General features: G+C 52.5%; 25 protein-coding genes. 11 read left to right on the forward strand and 14 right to left on the reverse strand.

The genetic code is table 11. From position 1 onward, the window contains the following. Positions 1–52: 52 nt before the first annotated feature. The 6 genes from ibaG to mlaF form a co-directional block, all read right to left on the reverse strand. Complete coding sequence (gene ibaG, locus LC431_RS17530; protein WP_013577246.1) at positions 53–307, reverse strand: BolA family iron metabolism protein IbaG; 255 nt, start codon at positions 305–307, stop codon at positions 53–55. Positions 308–475: 168 nt separating this feature from the next. Continuing rightward, on the reverse strand, positions 476–790 hold the full coding sequence (gene mlaB / locus LC431_RS17535) for a lipid asymmetry maintenance protein MlaB (RefSeq protein ID WP_013577247.1): 315 nt from the start codon (positions 788–790) through the stop codon (positions 476–478). Beyond that, positions 787–1422 (reverse strand): phospholipid-binding protein MlaC, encoded by a 636-nt coding sequence (gene mlaC / locus LC431_RS17540; protein WP_013577248.1) that lies wholly within the window; start codon positions 1420–1422, stop codon positions 787–789. Before mlaC ends, mlaB begins: the two co-directional genes overlap by 4 nt. A 41-nt stretch (positions 1423–1463) precedes the next feature. Further along, positions 1464–2030 (reverse strand): outer membrane lipid asymmetry maintenance protein MlaD, encoded by a 567-nt coding sequence (mlaD, locus tag LC431_RS17545; protein WP_013577249.1) that lies wholly within the window; start codon positions 2028–2030, stop codon positions 1464–1466. Positions 2031–2033: 3 nt separating this feature from the next. Next, positions 2034–2816 (reverse strand): lipid asymmetry maintenance ABC transporter permease subunit MlaE, encoded by a 783-nt coding sequence (mlaE, locus tag LC431_RS17550; RefSeq protein WP_013577250.1) that lies wholly within the window; start codon positions 2814–2816, stop codon positions 2034–2036. A gap of 15 nt (positions 2817–2831) precedes the next feature. Continuing rightward, positions 2832–3635, reverse strand: a complete 804-nt coding sequence (gene mlaF / locus LC431_RS17555; RefSeq protein WP_013577251.1) for a phospholipid ABC transporter ATP-binding protein MlaF — start codon at positions 3633–3635, stop codon at positions 2832–2834. 307 nt (positions 3636–3942) lie between these two features. Between mlaF and LC431_RS17560 the strand changes: the two genes are divergently transcribed. From LC431_RS17560 to npr, 11 genes are all read left to right on the forward strand, one after another. Beyond that, positions 3943–4920, forward strand: coding sequence for a calcium/sodium antiporter (locus tag LC431_RS17560; protein ID WP_223510133.1), 978 nt, complete (start codon positions 3943–3945; stop codon positions 4918–4920). 19 nt (positions 4921–4939) lie between these two features. Continuing rightward, the gene (gene kdsD, locus LC431_RS17565) at positions 4940–5926 is read left to right on the forward strand and encodes an arabinose-5-phosphate isomerase KdsD (protein WP_037035037.1); all 987 of its coding nucleotides are present in this window, start codon (positions 4940–4942) and stop codon (positions 5924–5926) included. Between the two features lie 16 nt (positions 5927–5942). Further along, the gene (kdsC, locus tag LC431_RS17570; protein ID WP_013577254.1) at positions 5943–6509 is read left to right on the forward strand and encodes a 3-deoxy-manno-octulosonate-8-phosphatase KdsC; all 567 of its coding nucleotides are present in this window, start codon (positions 5943–5945) and stop codon (positions 6507–6509) included. Then, entirely contained in the window at positions 6506–7075 is a 570-nt protein-coding gene (gene lptC, locus LC431_RS17575; RefSeq protein WP_013577255.1) for an LPS export ABC transporter periplasmic protein LptC, read from the forward strand. The genes kdsC and lptC overlap by 4 nt, the downstream gene beginning before the upstream one ends. Continuing rightward, positions 7053–7610 carry a lipopolysaccharide ABC transporter substrate-binding protein LptA gene (gene lptA / locus LC431_RS17580; RefSeq protein WP_013577256.1) on the forward strand — a complete coding sequence of 186 codons (558 nt, stop codon included), beginning with the start codon at positions 7053–7055 and terminating at the stop codon, positions 7608–7610. Before lptC ends, lptA begins: the two co-directional genes overlap by 23 nt. Positions 7611–7616: 6 nt before the next feature. Then, positions 7617–8342 carry an LPS export ABC transporter ATP-binding protein gene (gene lptB, locus LC431_RS17585; RefSeq protein ID WP_013577257.1) on the forward strand — a complete coding sequence of 242 codons (726 nt, stop codon included), beginning with the start codon at positions 7617–7619 and terminating at the stop codon, positions 8340–8342. A 101-nt stretch (positions 8343–8443) separates the two neighbouring features. Beyond that, positions 8444–9877 carry an RNA polymerase factor sigma-54 gene (rpoN, locus tag LC431_RS17590; protein WP_013577258.1) on the forward strand — a complete coding sequence of 478 codons (1434 nt, stop codon included), beginning with the start codon at positions 8444–8446 and terminating at the stop codon, positions 9875–9877. A gap of 23 nt (positions 9878–9900) precedes the next feature. Continuing rightward, positions 9901–10188, forward strand: a complete 288-nt coding sequence (gene hpf / locus LC431_RS17595) for a ribosome hibernation promoting factor (protein ID WP_013577259.1) — start codon at positions 9901–9903, stop codon at positions 10186–10188. A gap of 98 nt (positions 10189–10286) precedes the next feature. After that, positions 10287–10769: a PTS IIA-like nitrogen regulatory protein PtsN gene (ptsN, locus tag LC431_RS17600; protein ID WP_173362074.1), complete on the forward strand. Its 483-nt coding sequence runs from the start codon at positions 10287–10289 to the stop codon at positions 10767–10769. A gap of 67 nt (positions 10770–10836) precedes the next feature. Then, positions 10837–11691, forward strand: a complete 855-nt coding sequence (rapZ, locus tag LC431_RS17605) for an RNase adapter RapZ (protein ID WP_013577261.1) — start codon at positions 10837–10839, stop codon at positions 11689–11691. Continuing rightward, a complete protein-coding gene (npr, locus tag LC431_RS17610) occupies positions 11688–11960 on the forward strand; it encodes a PTS phosphocarrier protein NPr (RefSeq protein WP_013577262.1) in 273 nt (90 codons plus the stop codon). Before rapZ ends, npr begins: the two co-directional genes overlap by 4 nt. Positions 11961–11985: 25 nt before the next feature. On the opposite strand, the gene LC431_RS17615 is transcribed toward npr, so the two are convergent. The 8 genes from LC431_RS17615 to LC431_RS17650 form a co-directional block, all read right to left on the reverse strand. Continuing rightward, the gene (locus LC431_RS17615; RefSeq protein WP_013577263.1) at positions 11986–13905 is read right to left on the reverse strand and encodes a transcription antiterminator; all 1920 of its coding nucleotides are present in this window, start codon (positions 13903–13905) and stop codon (positions 11986–11988) included. 216 nt (positions 13906–14121) lie between these two features. Further along, positions 14122–14862: a KDGP aldolase family protein gene (locus LC431_RS17620; RefSeq protein ID WP_013577264.1), complete on the reverse strand. Its 741-nt coding sequence runs from the start codon at positions 14860–14862 to the stop codon at positions 14122–14124. Continuing rightward, positions 14859–15986, reverse strand: a complete 1128-nt coding sequence (locus LC431_RS17625; protein WP_013577265.1) for a DgaE family pyridoxal phosphate-dependent ammonia lyase — start codon at positions 15984–15986, stop codon at positions 14859–14861. Before LC431_RS17625 ends, LC431_RS17620 begins: the two co-directional genes overlap by 4 nt. Then, positions 15976–17109 (reverse strand): amidohydrolase/deacetylase family metallohydrolase, encoded by a 1134-nt coding sequence (locus LC431_RS17630; protein ID WP_223510134.1) that lies wholly within the window; start codon positions 17107–17109, stop codon positions 15976–15978. Before LC431_RS17630 ends, LC431_RS17625 begins: the two co-directional genes overlap by 11 nt. Positions 17110–17190: 81 nt before the next feature. Continuing rightward, positions 17191–17838, reverse strand: coding sequence for a DUF4310 family protein (locus tag LC431_RS17635; protein ID WP_112198095.1), 648 nt, complete (start codon positions 17836–17838; stop codon positions 17191–17193). A gap of 13 nt (positions 17839–17851) precedes the next feature. Beyond that, a complete protein-coding gene (locus LC431_RS17640; RefSeq protein WP_095924408.1) occupies positions 17852–18628 on the reverse strand; it encodes a DUF4311 domain-containing protein in 777 nt (258 codons plus the stop codon). Between the two features lie 32 nt (positions 18629–18660). After that, a complete protein-coding gene (locus LC431_RS17645; RefSeq protein ID WP_037035025.1) occupies positions 18661–18960 on the reverse strand; it encodes a DUF4312 family protein in 300 nt (99 codons plus the stop codon). Continuing rightward, positions 18960–19325: an SFCGS family glycine-rich protein gene (locus LC431_RS17650; protein WP_013577270.1), complete on the reverse strand. Its 366-nt coding sequence runs from the start codon at positions 19323–19325 to the stop codon at positions 18960–18962. Before LC431_RS17650 ends, LC431_RS17645 begins: the two co-directional genes overlap by 1 nt. Between the last annotated feature and the right edge of the window lie 9 nt (positions 19326–19334).

The following is a 19334-nucleotide window of genomic DNA, read 5'->3' on the forward strand; positions in this document are numbered from 1 at the left end:
TTCATTAAAACGACAGGTCAAATACGAGGAAGCTGCCGGAACTCCGGCAGTCTTATAAACCGCTCAGTTTACGGTCACGCGCCCATTCTTCAGGGGTATAAGCCTTAATAGACAGTGCGTGAATTCGATTGTCGGCGATGTATTCCATCAGCGGTGCGTAAACGGTCTGCTGTTTTTTCACGCGGCTCATGCCATCAAACATCGCACCAACGACAATGGCCTGAAAATGACTGCCATCGCCAGTAATGTGGGCTTCGTCCAGTGCCAATGCGTTCATCAGCACGTCTTTAATTTCACTCGTTTCCATAGGGATCTATTCTTCTGAAGAATCATAACAGCCCGATATCTTATAGGGATCGGCGCAATTCTTAAACCACGAAAAAGCCCCTGACGAAGAGTTTCGCACAGGGGCTTTACGGACATTCAGTCAATTATTCACATCCCGCAGCCTAACTCACGGGAACTGCTCATATATTTATTCAACAGAGCAGCCCGTAGTGTCCGACGGAATAATGTCCTGAAGGTTATACAAGGTAATCAGTGTTCTCAGCCTGTCGGTGATGCCCGCAATCGTCAGCGTAATCCCCTGCTGACGGGCTTCCTCGCGTAAATGCACCAGGAAAGCCAGACCGGAAGAATCCACACGCTCCAGCCCGGAAACATCCAGACAGGTCACGCCGGACATCAGCTTTCTGCGCATATCCCAGAATGCCACCAGCGTTTCGCGATCTAACTCACCGTGCAACATCAGTCGCGGCGGCTGCGATTCCCAGCGCAGGGCTTCACTCATTGTTGTTTATCCAGCGTGATCGGCTGAGCAGCGGCTTGTTTCAGACGCGCTGTCAGACCCTCGATACCTTTCTGGCGCAAGATATCTGCCCACTCGTTCTGTTTGGTCGAAATCATGCTGACGCCTTCGGCGATCATGTCATATGCCTGCCATTCGCCTGTGCGGCTGTTTTTACGCCACTGGAAATCCAGACGAACCGGAGGACGACCATTCGGATCGGTAATGGTGACACGGATAGCAATGATATCTTTATCCGCGTAGGACTGCTCTGGTTGCACCGTGTAGCTCTGGCCGTTGTACATCGCCAGCGCCTGACCGTAAGCCTGTTGCAGATAGTCAGAGAACGCCGCGAAATAAGCCTCGCGCTGTGCAGGTGTCGCCTGTTGATAATAGCGGCCTAATACCAGCGCGCCGGCGTATTTGACCTGCACATACGGCAGCAATTCTTCACGAACGATCTGGCGCAGATAGTTAGGATCCTGCTTGATTTTCGGCTGTTCGGTTTTGAGGCGGGTGAAGGTTTTGTTCGCTGCTTCATTCATCACGCTGTAAGGATTGGTCTTGTCCACAGCAGCATTCGCCAGCGGAGCCATAACCACCAACAGTGCAGCGATCACTAAACGTTTAAACATACTTATTTCCTCTTTTATGGAGAATCCGTAATGGCAAATTCTTAATGGGCAGCCGGCTGTGGCGCCGTATTAGCGTCAGGTGCAGGTGCAGCATTCCCTTCAGGCGCAGCAGGAGCCGCCGTTGCGTCAGGGTCAGCCTTGCCGTCGCCACTCTTATAAAGGAACTGGCCAATCAGGTCTTCGAGAACCATCGCTGATTTAGTGTCCTGAATAACGCCGCCGTTTTTAAGGATAGTCGTTCCCATTTCAGGGTCTTCAAAACCAATATTCAACGCCAGGAATTGTTCGCCCAGCAAACCAGACGTGCGGATCGCCAGCGTACTGGTGCTCGGGATCTGGTTGTATTTCTGGTCGATATCCATTTCGACACGTGGGGAATAGTTTTTATCAAGCGTTATGCTGCTGACGCGGCCGATAACCACGCCACCGACTTTGACCGGCGAACCGCTTTTCAGGCCGCCTATATTGTCGAAGTCCGCAGAAATACGGTAAGTCGGGTCGGAGCCGATGGAACGGATGTCGGCCACTTTAAGACACAGGAAGATCACCGCAATCAATGCGATGATTAAAAACGCGCCTACCCAGATTTCACTCTTTTTCGTTTGCATGGTTTAATTTCCAAACATCAGTGCTGTCAGCACAAAATCCAATCCCAGCACCGCCAGTGACGAATGCACCACAGTACGTGTCGTTGCCCGGCTAATCCCTTCGGACGTCGGTATCGCATCATAGCCATTGAACAACGCAATCCAGGTCACAGTGATAGCGAAAACAAGGCTTTTAATCAGGCAGTTAAGTAAATCAGTCCGCCAGTCTACCGCGGTTTGCATCGCTGACCAGAAGAAACCGCTGTCGATGCCTTTCCAGTCCACACCCACCAGCGAACCTCCCCAAACCCCCACGGCAACGAAAATCGCCGTCAACAAAGGCATGGAAATCAGACCGGCCCAGAAACGCGGTGCAACAACGCGGCGCAGCGGATCGATAGCCATCATCTCCAGGCTGGAAATTTGCTCAGTGGCTTTCATCAACCCCAGTTCGGCGGTCAGCGCGGAACCCGCTCGGCCGGCGAACAGCAGAGCAGTCACCACCGGTCCAAGTTCGCGCAGTAAAGAGAGCGCCACCATCATGCCGAGGCTGGCCTCAGCGCTGTAGGTGGTTAAAATCAGATATCCCTGCAAACCAAGCACCATGCCGATAAACAAGCCGGAAACGAGGATAATCAGCAGGGAAAGTACACCAACGCTGTAAAGCTGCTTGATCAACAGCGGCCACTGCTTGGCAAATTGCGGCTTACCGACCAATGCCCGAAAGAGCATCAGACCGGCGCGGCCAAAAGACGCACAGGTGTTTATCCCGCGGCGCCCGACTGAGGCTAACGCCTTAATTAACATGAATAGGGAACTCCATCATCCGAGCAGCTCGGTTTTGTAATCACCGGCAGGGAAACGGAAAGGCACCGGTCCATCGGCAATACCGTCAAGGAACTGACGAACACGCGGATCAGGATTATTTTGCAGCTCCTCAGGTGTGCCTTCGGCAATCACATGCTGCGCGGCCACAATATAAGCGTAATCAGCAATACTTAGCACTTCAGGAACGTCATGAGAAACCACGATGCACGTCACACCCAGCGCATGGTTCAGTTCATCAATGAGTTTAACCAGGACGCCCATGGTGATCGGATCCTGTCCCACAAAAGGCTCATCGAACATGATCAGTTCAGGGTCGAGGGCAATCGCACGAGCCAGTGCGACACGTCTTGCCATACCGCCAGACAATTCAGCAGGCATCAGGTCACCGGCACCGCGTAACCCGACCGCTTCCAGTTTCATGGTCACCGTACTGCGCAGTAATTCTTCCGGTAATTTGCTGTGTTCACGCAGCGGGAACGCCACATTTTCGAACACAGTCAGGTCAGTAAACAATGCACCGGACTGAAACAACATACTCATTTTCTTGCGCGATTCGTACAATTTGCGACGGGACAACGTCGGAATGTTATCGCCGTCGAACCAGATTTCGCCGCTGTCGGGCGCAAGTTGTCCGCCAATCAGACGCAGCAAGGTGGTTTTACCGATCCCCGAAGGTCCCATGATTGCAGTGACTTTGCCACGCGGCACGGTCATATTTATCTCTTCGAAAATGGGACGATCGCCGCGCACAAAACTCATGCCTTTGATCTCAACCAGATTCGATTCGCTTTGACTCATTCAGTTTTTCCCTTCGGAATGCTTTCGCTAAGAATACGTCTGACACGCACAAGGTATCGTATAACTTTGGTATTTTTACAAAAACTTACCCCGGTTTCGTTACCAAAGTTGCCATCGATTTACTTTTCTGCCACAGACGGTCAAAATCAACGAATTACCATTTTAAAATAAAAGCCTTCATCGTCTAACATACAGGAACCCGCAGGCGTCATTTTCAGACAAAATGTCGCCTTAGCTCATGTTGACGAAGGAATCGCCTGCCCGCCAGGGCAACGAACCTCGCATTATACCCAATAAAGGATGTTTCATGCTTCTCGCTATCGTACTGATGATTGTCGGCTTGTTACTGTTAGTTTACGCCGCTGATCGTCTGGTGTACGGAGCCGCAGTGCTGGCACGCTCGATGGGCATCTCCCCGCTGGTGATTGGTATGACTGTCGTCGGCGTCGGAATATCCCTTCCTGAACTGGTGGTTTCCACCACCGCCGCCATCAACGATCAGATGGATTTGGCCGTCGGAAACGCAATTGGTTCGAATATCATTAATATTCTTCTGATTTTGGGCGGTGCCGCCCTGATTCATCCACTTTCCGTTCGTTCTGATATATTACGCCGCGAGCTCCCATTATTGTTACTGGTCACCGCACTGTGTGGTTTTCTGTTAAGCGACGGCGAACTCAGCCGGTTTGATGGTGTTTTGCTACTGGCCAGCGCAGGCGTGTTCATAATGCTGATGATAAAAATCGCCCGGGCCGCCGAAAAAGAGGGGCTGGATACGCTGACCTACGAGCAAATGTCCGAACTTCCGCAAGACAGTAGCAATACGGTCGCATTTTTGTGGCTGGCACTGGGCTTTATCATCATGCCGCTGGCGTCGGGCATGATCGTTGATAACAGCACTGTCATCGCGCGTTATCTGGGTGTCAGTGAACTGGTGATTGGCCTGACGGTGATTGCTATCGGTACCAGTCTGCCAGAACTGGCGACCTTTATCGCCGGCGCTATCAAAGGCGAAGATGACATCGCGCTGGGTAATATTATCGGCGCAAACATTTTTAATACCTGCCTGGTGCTGGGATTACCCGCGCTGGTAGCACCAGGTTCGTTCAACCCAGACGCGTTTCATCGCGATTATTGGGTCATGCTGGCGGTCAGCGTGGTGCTTTCCGGACTATGCCTGATGCGTAAACACCGTATCGGACATTTAGCCGGTGCATTACTGCTGTGTGGATTTATCGCTTATATGGCCGTGCTGTTTCTATTACCGGACAGCATTGCCTTCTGAACTCTGTCAGGAACCCACTATGGCTAACGATACCTTCGCCCCCGGTTTTGATTTTCAGGCCGTCGGACATGATGTGCTGAAAACAGAACGTGAAGGACTTGAGCAGTTAGATCAATACATTAACGGTGATTTTACCCGCGCCTGCGAAAAAATCTTCGCCTGCAATGGCAAAGTCGTCGTCATGGGCATGGGCAAATCTGGTCATATCGGCCGTAAGATGGCCGCCACCTTTGCCAGTACGGGCACACCGGCATTCTTTGTGCATCCCGGCGAAGCCAGCCACGGTGATCTGGGCATGGTATCGAAGCAGGATGTCGTCATTCTGATTTCCAACTCCGGCGAAGCCCATGAAATTCTGGGGCTGATACCGGTACTCAAACGCCTGAGCATTACGCTTATCTGCATGACGTCTAACCCCGAAAGCACGATGGGGAAAGCGGCAGATGTTCACCTTTGTGTAAAAGTGCCCAAAGAAGCCTGCCCGCTGGGTCTGGCACCGACCAGCAGCACCACGGCAGTGCTGGTGATGGGCGATGCACTGGCCGTCGCACTGCTTGAAGCACGCGGCTTCACACCGGAAGATTTCGCCCTGTCACACCCTGGCGGAGCACTGGGTCGCAAGCTGTTACTGCGCGTCAGCGATATCATGCACACCGGGGATGAAATTCCGCACGTCAGCCGTGAAGCTTCGTTGCGGGATGCGTTGCTGGAAATCACCCGAAAAAATCTGGGCATGACGGTTATCTGCAACGATTTGATGAAAATCGAAGGGATCTTTACCGATGGGGATTTACGACGCATCTTTGATATGGGCGTCAACATCAATACGGCATCGATTGCGGATGTGATGACGACAGGCGGTATCCGCGTGCGTCCTTCACTGCTGGCGGTTGATGCGCTGAATTTAATGCAGGACAAACACATCACTTGCGTGATGGTTGCTGATGGTGACCAGTTGCTGGGTGTGTTACATATGCACGATATGCTGCGCGCTGGCGTAGTTTAATTGAGGAATTCCCTGAATGAGTAATAGCGCAGCCCTGGTGGAAACCTGCTACGGTCCGGTCAGTGCGCAAGTGCTTGAACGGGCAAAAGCAATCCGTCTGCTGATTTGCGATGTCGATGGCGTTATGTCTGATGGCCTGATCTATATGGGAAATCAGGGAGAAGAGCTGAAAAGTTTCAACGTTCGCGACGGTTACGGTATCCGCTGCCTGCTGACATCCGATATCGAAGTCGCGATTATTACAGGCCGCAATGCGAAATTACTGGAAGATCGCGCTAAAACTCTGGGCATACGCCACTTGTATCAGGGGCAATCTGATAAGCTTTTGGCCTTCCGCGAACTGTTAGATACACTGTCTCTGCGGGCCGAAGAAGTGGCGTACATTGGTGATGACCTGATTGACTGGCCGGTGATGGCCGAAGTGGGTCTCTCTGTCGCGGTTCAGGATGCACATCCTGTTCTGTTACCGAAAGCGCATTATGTTACCCGTATCGCGGGTGGACGTGGTGCAGTACGCGAACTGTGTGATTTGATTCTGCTGGCGCAGGGTAAGCTGGAGGACGCCAAAGGGCTGTCGATATGAGTAAAGCAAAACTTTGGATTATTCTGGCGCTGACTGCCATCGTTCTGGTGCTGATTGGCTGGTCATTATCTGACAACAGCGATGATGTTCCGCAAGCGGTCAATGATCAGGATCCGACTTACCAGACGTCCCACACCGTTACGATGGTGTATGACCCGATGGGCAGCCTGACGTATAAACTGGTTTCAGACCAGGTAAAATATTACACCGCTGATCAGGTGTCATGGTTTACCAATCCAGTCGCGACCATGTATGACAAGAACAAAGTAGCCACCTGGGTATTGCGTTCTGATAAAGCGAAACTGACTCAGGATAAAATGCTCTATCTTTATGGGCATGTGCAGGCAGACAGCCTGACACCTGAGACATCACAGCTGCAAAGAATCAAAACGGACAATGCACGGGTTAACCTGACGACACAGGACGTTGCCTCAGACGATGAAGTGACGTTGTATGGTACAGGTTTTACATCTAACGGCATGAAAATGCGTGGTAATCTGCGTGACAAAACAGCAGAGCTGATCGAAAAGGTAACGACCTCTTATGAAATTCAAAGCAAAAAATAAAATCCGTGATCTCCTGATCGTCAGCTCATTGTTAGCCGTCAGCGTTCCGGCATTTGCCTTAAAAGACGATACAACGAAACCGATCACCATTGATTCAGCAAACCAGGCGCTCGACGTCAATACCAATACCGCGACCTTTACCGGCAATGTGGTCGTCAATCAGGGTACGATCCAGGTTAAAGCCGACAAAGTGGTCGTCATCCGCCCGCAGGGGGTTTCCGGTAAAGAAGTGGTAGAAGGTTACGGCAACCCGGTGACGTTCTACCAGATGCAGGATAACGGTAAGCCGATTAAAGGCCATGCACAGAAAGTCCGCTACGAAGTGGAAAATGACCTCGTCACGCTGACCGGCAACGCTTACCTTGAGCAACTGGACAGCAATGTGAAAGGCGACCGTATTACCTATCTGGTACAGAAACAGCAAATGGAAGCCTTTAGTGATAAAGGTAACCGTGTGACGACCGTTCTGGTACCTTCGCAGCTGCAACAAAAAACGCCTGCAGCGGGCGGCCAGCCGACCAAAAAGAGTAACTGATATTTTATGGCTAAATTAATCGCAGAGAATCTGGCAAAGGCATACAAAGGCCGTAAGGTCGTTGAAGATGTCAGTCTGATGGTCAACTCGGGTGAAATCGTCGGGTTATTAGGGCCAAACGGTGCGGGTAAAACCACCACCTTTTACATGGTCGTGGGCATCGTCCAGCGCGATGCGGGCCGCATTATCGTTGATGATGAAGACATCAGCCTGCTGCCGCTGCATACCCGCGCCCGTCGCGGTATTGGCTATCTTCCGCAGGAAGCCTCCATTTTCCGTCGTCTGAGCGTATTTGATAACCTGATGGCGGTGCTGCAGATCCGTGACGATCTGACCAAAGAACAGCGTAATGACCGCGCTAATGAATTAATGGAAGAGTTCCATATTTCTCATTTGCGCGATAACCTCGGTCAGTCACTGTCTGGTGGTGAACGCCGTCGTGTTGAAATTGCCCGTGCACTGGCAGCGAACCCTAAATTCATCCTGCTGGATGAACCGTTCGCCGGGGTTGACCCGATTTCCGTTATCGACATCAAAAAAATCATTGAGCATTTACGTGACAGCGGCCTCGGCGTACTGATCACTGACCATAACGTTCGCGAAACACTCGACGTTTGTGAACGCGCGTATATCGTCAGTCAGGGGAAATTGATCGCCCACGGCACGCCAGCCGACATTCTTGCTGATGAACAAGTTAAACGTGTTTATCTTGGTGAAGAATTCCGTCTGTGATCTGTGCCGCCGGAACCGTGCCTGTTTCAACCTACACTGAAACAGGCCGTCTCTGACAGAAGTGTTGCCGTTTTCACTCATCAACGGAATTAAGCCAAGATATGAAGCAAGGTTTGCAACTCAGACTCAGCCAACAACTGGCAATGACTCCTCAGTTACAACAGGCCATCCGCTTGTTGCAACTATCCACGCTTGAGCTCCAGCAGGAGATCCAACTCGCGCTGGAGAGCAACCCTCTGTTGGAACAAACCGACCTTCATGAAGAAATCGACTCGGTAGAAACCACCGACAGCGAAGGGTTAGACACCCGCGAGGCACTCGAGCAGAAAGACATGCCGGAAGAGTTGCCGCTGGACGCCACCTGGGATGAGATTTACACCGCAGGCACGCCGTCAGGCACCGGCAATGATTACAGCGACGATGAGCTACCGATTTACCAGGGCGAAACCACGCAGACACTTCAGGATTACCTGATGTGGCAGGTCGAGCTGACGCCGTTCTCTGATACCGATGCCGCGATTGCCACCTCAATCGTCGATGCAGTGGATGACACCGGTTACCTGACCGTCTCCCTTGACGACATTCTCGAAAGCGTCGGTGATGAAAATGTCACCATGGACGAAGTCGAAGCCGTACTTAAGCGCGTTCAGCGTTTTGATCCGGTGGGTGTGGCCGCCCGTGACCTGCGCGACTGCCTGCTGATCCAGCTTTCTCAATATGCGACTGACACGCCTTTCATCACTGAAGCCCGTCTTATCATCAGCGAACATCTCGATTTGCTGGCGAACCATGATTTCCGCGCACTTATGCGATCAACCCGGTTAAAAGAAGATACACTGAAAGGAGCGATGCTCCTGATCCAGTCTCTTGATCCGCGTCCGGGCCAGTCTATCAACACCGGCGAATCCGAATACGTGATCCCGGATGTGCTGGTGCGTAAAGTGTCAGGTGTCTGGGCGGTAGAACTCAATTCCGACAGCATTCCGCGTCTGAAGATTAACCAGCAGTACGCCGCGATGGGGAATTCCGCACGCAGCGACAGCGACGGGCAATTTATCCGCAGCAATCTGCAGGAAGCCAAGTGGTTAATCAAAAGCCTGGAAAGCCGTAACGACACGCTGTTGAAAGTGACGCGCTGCATCGTTGAGCAGCAGCAGGCGTTCTTTGAACTGGGTGAAGAATTTATGAAACCTATGGTGCTGGCAGATATTGCCAGTGCCGTGGAAATGCACGAATCGACGATTTCACGTGTGACGACGCAGAAGTTCCTGCACAGCCCGCGTGGCATTTTCGAACTGAAGTATTTCTTCTCCAGCCATGTCAGTACAGACAGCGGTGGCGAGGCATCGTCAACCGCGATCCGGGCGCTGGTGAAGAAATTAATCGCAGCGGAGAATCCTGTAAAACCGCTCAGTGACAGTAAGTTAGCGACCCTGCTTTCCGATCAGGGAATTATGGTTGCGCGTCGGACTGTCGCCAAATACCGAGAGTCTTTGTCCATCCCGCCCTCAAACCAACGTAAACAGTTAGTTTGACCTCAACAGAGAAGGAAGACATTATGCAGCTCAACATTACCGGACATCACATTGAGATCACGGATCCCCTGAGAGAATTCATCACGTCGAAGCTGGCTAAGCTTGAGCAGTATTTCGACAGGATTAATCAGGTGTATGTGGTGTTGAGCGTGGAAAAGGTGCAGAAAGTAGCGGAAGCCACTTTGCATGTGAACGGAGGCGAATTACATGCCACCTCGGAACATCAGGATATGTACGCAGCGATTGACGGACTGGTTGATAAACTGGCCCGACAGTTGAATAAACATAAAGACAAACTGAAACAGCACTGACATTCATGTAGCCAACCCTGTGCTACAAACCTTCGGGCATCGGCTTGTGACCTTCGGGAAACGAGCCGATATAGCTTTAAGGGTGAAACAGCGCAAAAGTGAAAGATGACATGATTAACGATACTGCAATGCAATTAACGTCGGTGCTTAATGCCGAATGCACCAAAAGCGGCGTTCATTGCGCCAGCAAAAAACGCGCACTGGAAATCATCAGTGAGCTGGCCGCCAAACAATTAAATTTGTCGCCGCAGGTGATTTTTGACGCCATTTTGACCCGTGAACGTATGGGGAGCACCGGGATCGGTGCCGGGATCGCCATCCCGCACGGTAAGCTGGAAGAAGACACTTTACGTGCCGTCGGCGTATTCATTCAGCTTGAACAACCGATTGCTTTTGACGCCATCGATAATCAGCCGGTAGATTTGCTTTTTGCCTTGCTGGTACCGGCAGATCAATGTAAAACCCATTTACATACATTATCTTTAGTCGCTAAGAAATTAGCTGATAAAACAGTGTGTCGCCGTCTGCGTGGCGCGCAAAGTGACGAAGAACTGTTCCAGATAATGACTGAAAACGAATAAATTGCTGATTCCCGGTACAGTGCCGGGAAAATGAATTCTGCACACTGAATGCCAGGGGAGTGACACCATGGTGCTGATGATTGTCAGCGGCCGTTCCGGTTCCGGGAAGTCGGTTGCCCTACGGGCACTAGAAGACATGGGTTTTTACTGCGTGGATAACCTGCCGGTGGTGTTATTGCCGCAGCTTGCCCAGACCCTTGTTGAACGTAATACGTCAGCGGCCGTCAGCATTGACGTCCGTAACATGCCGGAAACACCGGAAGTTTATGAGTATGCGATGTCACAACTGCCGGAGAGCTTCTCACCGCAGTTGTTATTCCTTGATGCCGACCGCAATACTCTGATCCGCCGCTACAGCGACACCCGTCGACTGCACCCGCTTTCCAGCAAAAATCTGTCCCTCGAAAGTGCCATTGATGAAGAAGCCGATCTGCTCGAACCACTGCGTTCGTCTGCGGATCTGATCATCGACACCTCCGAAATGTCCGTGCATGAACTGGCAGAAATGCTGCGTACCCGTCTGCTGGGTAAACGCGAGCGCGAACTGACGATGGTGTTCGAATCCTTCGGTTTCAAACACGGCATTCCGATTGATGCGGATTACGTTTTCGATGTGCGTTTTCTGCCAAACCCGCACTGGGATCCGAAACTGCGTCCGATGACAGGCCTTGATAAGCCGGTCGCGGCGTTTCTTGACCGTCATACTGAAGTGCACAACTTTATTTACCAGACCCGCAGCTACCTCGAACAATGGCTGCCGATGCTGGAAACGAACAACCGCAGCTATCTGACCGTCGCCATTGGCTGTACCGGCGGTAAACACCGTTCGGTCTATATCGCAGAGCAACTGGCCGACTATTTCCGTTCCCGCGGGAAAAATGTGCAATCCCGCCATCGCACGCTGGAAAAACGCAAATCATGACGGTGAAACAAACGGTAGAAATCAAAAACCGGTTGGGTATGCATGCCCGCCCGGCAATGAAGTTGTTTGAACTGGTGCAGAGCTTTGAATCAGAAGTGATGCTGCGCAACGACACGGGCATTGAAGCGGAAGCCAGCAGTGTCATCGCGCTGCTGATGCTCGATTCCCCGAAAGGTCAGAAAATCGAAATCGAAGCCACCGGCCCCGATGAAGAACAGGCATTGACGGCAGTGGTAAATCTGATTAATTCAGGTTTTGATGAAGACTGATAATTAACGCACTCTTTGAGCCGTATTAAATGCGGCTTAAACAGTCGATTGCAATGGCCTTGAAACTCTCAAAGTTTTCGCTGCTCAGCAAACGGCTCATTGAGCGTTCCCGCACAAACGTCACGAACAAATCGTAAATCGCCATCGCCTCTTCATAATCTGCCTTGCTGATTGCCAGCAGGAAAATCACGTGTGCGGTCTCCCCTTCTCCCCACGCAATGCCCTGCGGAGAGAGCAACGTTATCACCACGGTTTTCTTCGCCAGCAGCCCCAGCGAGTGCGGCAGCGCAATCCCTTCCCCCAGCATGGTCGAGACAATTTCCTCGCGCTCAACCACCGACGGATAAAACGCCTGATCGACGTAGCCTTCGGCTTCCAGCTGAGAGCACACATGGCGGAATAACTCCGCCTGCGTCATCGGTTCATCGATGATCATGAAGTGTTTTTCGTCGAAGAATTTTTCCAGCATATAAGGCCGGGTGCGATCAACCAGTACCAGCTTGCCAAGCTGCTCCATCTGGTATTCGGTCGGGAATGGCGACAGCACCACCACCGGTTTATTCTTCTCGCTGATGCGGGCGTTGGAGATGATGAAATCTTCGTCGATGTGTTCCAGTTGTTCGTAATCCCGCAACGTCACAACCTGTTTCATCACCAGCTGCGGATATTTGCGGCTAATCTGCGCCTGAATCATACGGATGGTCGAATTGCCGGTGTCGCATACCAGCATCACCTGCGGATGTCGCTGATAACCGATGTTGTAATGCCGCTCCAGCCCGACGCCGATATGCAGCACAAGAAACCCAATCTCGTTTTCACTCAGGGTGTACGGCGTGTATTTCCCCCAGCTCGACACCGCCGCCAGCGTGACGTCATACGCCATCGGGTAATGCTGTTTGATGTTGTTCAGCAGCGGGTTGGGGATATTAATCTGGTATTTCACCCGCGTAATCATGGTTTTGATATGCGTCAGCAGATCAGCGCGCAGCTGTTTATCACCTTGTAAATCATAACTATAGTGCGAATTGATATACGACAGGATGTAATCGACCAGCGATTCGTCATCGTCAGCATTAATGTCCGTTGGCAGGATTTGCTGCACGCGACGCGCGGCGATATTCACCCGCAGATAAGCTTCTTCAGAGGCCGGAATTTCCTTGCCCACCAGACTTTTCAGCTCCGCAGCCAGCCGCACAGAAACGTGTTTGACCGCCGGGTCACCGTCTTCAGCATCAAAATCAGTCAGCGGATAACCGCCGGCAATGCGTTTAATGGCCACCGCGCAATAGAGAATCAGATATTGTTCACCTTCGTCGGTCAGTTGAATAGAAGACTGCGTCAGAAGCTGATGCATAAAGCGCGTCAGCGGCACCAGCGCTTCCGACTCCAGACTTTCCGCCTTCAGCAGCGGATTGGCCTGTTCTTCGGCATCGAGCTGGAACAACAAGTCGGTCAGGCAGGCGCGGATTGCCAGCTCCGCACCAAACAGCTTCATGCCGTAGCGCGGCTTGGTTTCAATATTCAGATGATAGCGGGCCAGATGCTCCCTTACCTCAGCCATATCATTTTGCAGGGTTCCCCGGCTGACAAACCATTCATCAGCCAGATCTTCCAGCTTTAATGAAAAAGCTGAGGTCAAAAAGCGGATCAGCAGCGTCTTCACCCGCTCTGCGGCCGTACGCGGCGTCGGATTCGGTTTACGTTGTGTCGATTGCTGCAACGACGAGAACAGGCTCTGATCATCAACGCGCAGCTGATACCCGCTGCCACGGTTGTGTACGAAGGTCGCGCCATAGTCCGCGATGATTTCATTAAGCGCAGTGATATCCGCACGGACCGTCCGCGTCGACACCGACAGGCGTTTTGCCAGTTCATCCTGAGGCAGCGTTTCGGTTTGCAGCGCATCAAACAGTTGCGCCAGACGTTGATTGGGAAATCTCACCATTGTTCTTCCATATTATTCCGGCTACGGCGCGATCACCCTTTACAACGAACTGCCGACTGCCACAGAGTCATCGATAAACGCAGTTTGCCGTTTTCGGCAAATACCTTGAATCAGGTGATGTTATCGCTTCGTTGATTGATTGCGTAAATATATTTGCCATCCGGTAACAACATCAGTGTGCCCGGACGGCTTACCGCGCAGGAAAGGTCAGAACCTTCAGCCCACCAGCTTTTTGACGCTGACCAGCAGGGTTTTCACATCGTCAGGACGTGTGTTACCAGTGGCGCTGTCGATAATCGAGCTGTAGATATGCGGGATGATTTTAGTGACGCCCGCCGCCAGCGCGATTTCCATAATCGGCTCGAAGTTTTCTAAATCGATACCGCCGGTCGGCTCCAGCCAGAAATCCTGTTCCGCACAGGCACGGGCCACGGCAGCGAATTCATCACGGGTTTTCAGGCCACCCATCGGGAAATATTTCACCGAGCTGCCGCCCATATCTTTCAGCAGCGCAATGGCGGTTTCCACCGGCACTATGGCGTCCGCAGAAGCAGAACTCAGCGGTCCGGTATTGATCTTCACAAAGCCGGGTTTACCGGTGGGTGAAATCAGACCGTTGACCACGCTGTCGTTTTGCCCAAGCATTCCACGGCTGGTACCGACGCCGGTAAAGACCTGATTGACGTGCTGCGGCTGAACCTGCGCTGAAATCTGGCTGACCATCAGAGACTGACGCGGATCGCCCGCGCCTAAACCGACAGACAACGCGTTTTCAATCAATGCGGCATACTCTTTCATGTCCGCCACCGCACTCGCGACGTCTGGATAATTTTTGGAAAGCACACCGACCAGTACATGACCTTCTGCCGCTTCATAGATATCACGGGCATTGTCTTTCGAGCCCGCCAGCACATTCAGGCACACGCGGTCACGATAGAAATTTGGGGTCAGCTTCATGCTTTGTCTCCGCTGAAAAGTTGTTTAAAACGTTGTGCGACGATGGTGAGCTGCGGCGGCGTCACGCTGCGCACATCGACTTCGATCTTGCCTTCGTTGGCGCGGTAGCCACGGAAATAAATCGCGATATCGCCGTTTTTCATGGCGTCCACAATGGCTTTGGTTTTCCAGCCCAGTACCGCTTCATCGAAAGTGATTTCCGTACGGGCGATATCACGTCCGGCGCTGTCCCAGACCACGCGTCCGGTAACACCGCTGATTTCATTCAGGCTGGCGATAAATGGCGTCATCTTGTCGACCATTTCCTGCCCGGTGGTTTTCGGCAAGGTGAGATAGCTTTCGATGGCCTGCGTCAGGCCAAGAATGCCTTCTTTGCCGACTTTCATCGCACGACCAATCCCGCCCGATTGCAGTTTTACCCATTCGACATACTGTTTTTTGCCGAGCACCAGCCCGCTGGTCGGCCCTTCGATGGCCTTCGCGCCACTGTAAATCACCAGATCCGCACCCATCTCGTAATAACAGGTCAGATCTTCTTCCGCGGCGGCATCGACGATCAGCGGCACATTGTGCTTACGCGCCACTTCAGCGGCTTCCGCGACCGACAAAATGCTTTTCTGCACTGAGTGGTGCGATTTTATGTACATGATTGCAGCGGTACGCGGGGTGATGCAGGCCGCGAGTTGTGCGGCAGAACATTCGTTGGCATAACCGGCTTCTACCACCTTGCCACCGCCCATCGTCACCATCGTCGCGACCGGTGCACCGAAATTCACGTTATGGCCTTTTGGCAGAACGATATCGTGCGGGATTTCCAGTGGCGCGGCGTGCAGGTTTTCCAGCAGCCAGGCGTCATCTTTGACGATCACCGCCGCCACAGATTGCGCGATCCCGGCAGAAGCGCAGGAAACCACCACCGCGTTTTCGACGTTTAGCAGTTTCGCGATGTAAGCGCCGGTTTTGTTCACCAGATCTTTCATCTCAAAGTAATGATTCAGACCGGTATTCACCACTGCTGCGACTTCTTCACGCGGCGTGGAAACGCCCAGCGCTGTCATACGACCGGAAGCATTAATGACTTGTTTTAACTGGTACTTTTCATACAGCGATTGTTCAGAAGACATGAGCAGATTTCCCTTCTTCGGTTAACAGAGTGACGCCCGCGACCACAGCGGCCAGAGGCACCAGCAAACTTTCGCCCTTCACGGACTGTCCTTCGGAATCGATAAACACCTGCGGCGCCTGACGGCGTTCGAACAGGGTCAGATCGGCGTCGGCACCGATTTGCAGACGACCTTTGGCAGGAAGACGCAGCGCATCAGCGGCATGCGATGTAACGCAATCAATCACCTGCGGCAATGTCATGCCGACGCTGAAGAATTTCGACATCACGGTCGCCAGGCTGTGCACCGGCCCGTTGAGGCGATTGCGGCAATAAATATCGGAGCTGATGGTGTGCGGCAAAATGCCCTGCTTAATGGCCAGCTCTGCCACTTCAAAGCTGAAACTCGCGGTGCCGTGACCGACATCCAGCAGCACGCCACGGCTGAGCGCCCGCTTAACGGAATCACGCAGCACGCCATCCGGCGAGAGAATGCGGTTCGGCTTGCCGTTATAGCAGTGGGTAATGATGTCGCCAGAGGTCAGTAAATCTGCGATTTCGTCGAGGTTCGGCGGGTTATTACCGATATGCACCATCAGGGGCAGGTCATCGTTTTCCTGCTGAATTTCTTTGGCGCGCACCAGTGGCTTAATGCCGTTCTGGCCGACCACACTGCTGCTCATGCGCGCTTTGATGCCAATGATAAAACCGGGATTTCGCGCGATGGCGTCACGCACGCCGACCTTGTCGATCTGGGTCATATCCGCCAGTTCGTTCTGCGTGACAATGCCGGTGCGGGCGATATTGAGAAACGCGTAGACGTTGGTTTTCGCCTCACGGGTAATCTGATAGAAATCGTCGACATCATTCGCGCCGGTACTGCCCGCATCGGCCACGGTGGTGACACCGCAGGCCACACCAATCAGATCGGCTTCGTCATGATAAATCGGCGATTTGGGGTAACAGTGAACATGGGAGTCGATCCATCCCGCGCTGGCGTAAACCTTGCCCTGAAGATCGAGAGTCTGGCGGGCGGTGGCACCGCAGGGCAACGTGCCAATGGCGGCGAATTTGCCGTCGCGAATTGCAATATCAGTCAGGCTGCCGTCTGCGCGTAATGCCTGCCGGATGATTAAGTCATACATACGACGTTCTCCATAATCTCGGGCATCAGGAGTGTTCCTGACGCCCGTTTACTTCAGCTTTTCTTCTGTACTACTGCGTTCTTACAGTGAAACCGGGAAGACAGCGCCCAGCACCATTGCGCCGAGAATGGCACCACCGGTAATCGGTTTTTGCCACAGATAGAAACCCAATGCGCCAATCAGCGAGCCCAGACCGATAGGAATCGATGCCGCCATCGCCGACAGGATAATCAACGGCCCGAGGAAGCGGCCGGAGGCATTACCCGCGCCCATCATCACGTCAGCGCCGTAGGTAGAATTGCTCTGATTGATGGTGAATTTACGTGCCAGAATGATGATGTAACCGACGGCTAACCCGAGGAGCAGGCCGGTTACCAGCGAGGCCGCGAAGTTCGCCACCGGGAAGATAATCCCCGCGCCGAGCAACAGTGCCGGGACGCCCAGGCCAATACCGGTCTGGATCGCACCGCCGATATCGAGAATACCGACCAGCGAACCTTCGATGATGCGGGCAAACAGAAAGCTGGCACCGAAGGCCGCCACCGCGCCATACACGCCTGTATCCATGCCGGAACGCAGCATTGATACAAACGCCACTTCGTTAAACGCACCGATGCCGTACAGGTAATACATGTGTGTCCCGGCGAAAACACCGGAAGACAGCAGTCCGACAAAAATCGGGAACGACCACTCGGCGTACCAGAAACCACGTTTGGCTTGTTCTTCCATTGTCATGTTCCTCTTACTTGCCGCTGAGTGAATTGTGAATGCCGTTCAGCCATGTCGGGACGTCCAGCATGAATGACTGCAACAGTTTGACGTCGAAGCCACGGAAGAAACCGCTGAGGACGAACAGCGCGATAATCGCCGCCATCATCACTTTGGTGACGTGGTTCCAGCCGCTTTCTTCGACGCCTTTACCGATCAGGATACCCAGCACCAGACCCGGTACGGCGTTACCCATGATCATCTGCGCCAGACCACCAAAAATAGTGGCCCAGAAACCGGAACGACGTCCTGCATCGATCGCCGCCAGCCAGAAAATCACCGGCATCACGGTGTTCACCAACAGGTTGGCCGCAGGCACCAGCACTTTGATTGCCGTGACCTGCAACGCCGCAGGCACCGCAGACGCAGTAGTGTTGAGGAAGGCGACCACAATCATGCCGATGATGCCGCCTGCAATCGCCATCTTGCGCGGGTCATGCAGGGTTTCAGCCACATTGCGGTTTTTAAACATCAGGGCAGCGGTTGCCCAGTGGGGAATGATGCGGTGGTCAACGTCCTGGGTGAAAGAACCTGCCGCCACGGAAGAAGCCCAGGCGTTAAAGAAGAAGCCCAGACCAAATGAGAAATGCGAAGCCGGATCGCCTTCACAGGAGTTTAATTCCCCAAGCGTACGAAAAGCCCCCATTCCTTGCACGGTGGGTGCATGGAACATACGTGCGGCCCCCGCACCTACGCCCACGCCAACCAGTCCGCCGATAATAAGCGACTTAAATAAAATAATTAAAAACATCAGTATATCCTTGTCATTTATAGCTAACGTTTTTATTTCGTGACAAAAACTACCTGTTCCGTATTAATAACAGTCAGGTTGACGGTAATGTCTAACGCCACGTAATAACTCTTTCTTTCCCTGGCCAGAAAAAAGAACAGAAACTTTTCTCTTTTGACTGACTCTTCTGCCTTTATTATCCTGACGTCCTGCGGTTCTATACGCAGTAAGACATTATTGGCAGACGATTTGAGAACCGTTCTCTGAACCTGACTCAGTGCGGAAGAAAAGGCGGCAGCCTTATTTTCGCCCTTTCCTTCAACCCGAACTGTCGTGGTTAATTGTTGCTTCATTACGCCTGACCATACTTCTTGTTATAAGCTTCAACCAGACGCTGACCCAGTTCTTCTTTATCCATAAATCCGAACCCTAATACTAAACAGCCTTCGTTAATCGCCGTGACACCTTCATCAACTGAACGCATCCCGTACTTCGCTTTATATCCGTATTTGTTTTGTGCGGTAATCGCACCTGCACCGCCACTGCCGCAGAAAGAAATACCAAAGGTCGCGCCTTCTGCTTTCATCACGTCGCCGAGTTTCATATCTGCCGCCATACCGGGGACAACAATGGCTTTTCCGCCAGCCGCTTCCACGCCTGCTGCCACTTTCTGGCCTTTACCTAAACGGTCGCCGATCACAACTAATACTTGTCCCATGATTCACAT

Source organism: Rahnella sp. GSA61A (assembly GCF_019969905.1).
GTDB classification, from domain to species: Bacteria; Pseudomonadota; Gammaproteobacteria; order Enterobacterales; family Enterobacteriaceae; genus Rahnella; species Rahnella aceris.